2 protein-coding genes are annotated in these 1290 nt (G+C 67.4%); both read left to right on the forward strand.

Annotated elements, in window-relative coordinates; genetic code table 11:
• The coding region (locus ACFV9G_RS29890; protein WP_378733122.1) for a phage minor tail protein L at positions 1 to 485 on the forward strand (485 nt) is incomplete at its 5' end.
• A gap of 50 nt (positions 486 to 535) precedes the next feature.
• Positions 536 to 1288, forward strand: a complete 753-nt coding sequence (locus ACFV9G_RS29895; RefSeq protein ID WP_378733124.1) for a C40 family peptidase — start codon at positions 536 to 538, stop codon at positions 1286 to 1288.
• Positions 1289 to 1290: the final 2 nt, after the last annotated feature.

The following is a 1290-nucleotide window of genomic DNA, read 5'->3' on the forward strand; positions in this document are numbered from 1 at the left end:
GCATAGGCCCGGACACGAACACAGTTGGCGGGAACGTTGTCGGCTACGGAACGCAGATCGAATTGGCCGACACACCGCAGGGCTTCTTCATCCCGACCGGAGCACAGCCAGTGGTTGGTGGATTCAACCCCACCGCCGACCCCAACGAGCACTTCCTGGACGAGATCTGGTTCATCGAGCGCAAGGTCTCAGAGACGAAGGAAGTGGTCGAGTTCGAGCTGACCACGGCCATCGACCTCAACGGCGAGCAGCTGCCGGGGCGGCAGGTCATTGCTGGCGTGTGCGGCTGGCTGATCCGTGGTGGCTATCGCGGCCCGTTCTGTGGCTACACCGGGCCGGCCGTGGCAGACGCCAACGACGTGCCGACCACCGACCCGTCGCGCGACCAGTGCGGGGGCAGGGTAAGGAGCTGCAAGCTGCGCTTCGGCGCCGACAAACCGCTCCCCTATGGCGGGTTCCCAGCCGCAGGCCTGCTGCGCACCTGATCACAGCCACCATCAAGCATCCATCCAGCCCGCCATGTGCGGGCTTTTTCATGGGCGAGACCATGCAACAGAGCACCCTGCAGGCCATCCAGGCGCACGCCGTGGCCGAGTACCCGCGCGAGTGCTGCGGGCTCATTGTGGCTACGGCCGACGGTGAGGTCTTCATTGCCTGCCGCAACGTGGCCACCACGCCCAGCGAGCACTTCCGCCTGCCCGCCGAGGACTATGCCGATGCGGAGGACCAGGGCGAGGTCCTGGCCGTCGTGCACAGCCATCCGAACGCCCCGGCCACGGCATCGGATGCCGACCGGGTCATGTGCGAAGCCAGCGGCCTGCCGTGGCACATCGTGAGCGTGGGGCAGTGCACCGGTTCCGACCCGGAATGCGGCGACCTCCAGACCATCGAGCCGTGCGGCTACGAGGCGCCGCTGGTCGGCCGCCAGTTCGCCCACGGCATCCTCGACTGCTACAGCCTGGTGCGCGACTTCTGCGCCCGGGAGATGGGCATCCAGCTCAGCCAGTACGAGCGCGAGGACGAGTGGTGGGAGAAGGGCCAGGACCTCTACAGCCTGGACCGCCTGCGTGCGGAAGGGTTCGAGCTGATCGACGGCGAGCCGCAGCGCGGCGACATGGTGCTGATGCAGATCCGCTCGCCGGTGCCGAACCACGCCGGCGTCTACCTGGGCGACGGTCAGATGCTGCACCACATGCACGGCCGCCTGTCGGAGAAGGTGGTCTACGGCGGCATTTGGTCCGAACGAACCCGCCACATCGTCCGTCACCGGGAGGCGACGCATGGCTGAGC

It is taken from the genome of Nocardioides sp. NPDC059952, from assembly GCF_042730435.1.
In the GTDB taxonomy this organism is placed as follows: Bacteria; Actinomycetota; Actinomycetes; order Propionibacteriales; family Nocardioidaceae; genus Nocardioides.

What these genes read in the sequence shown, in the direction of transcription:
- ACFV9G_RS29895 (WP_378733124.1), top strand. Translation starts at nt 536, where the DNA reads ATGGGCGAGACCATGCAACAGAGCACCCTGCAGGCCATCCAGGCGCAC.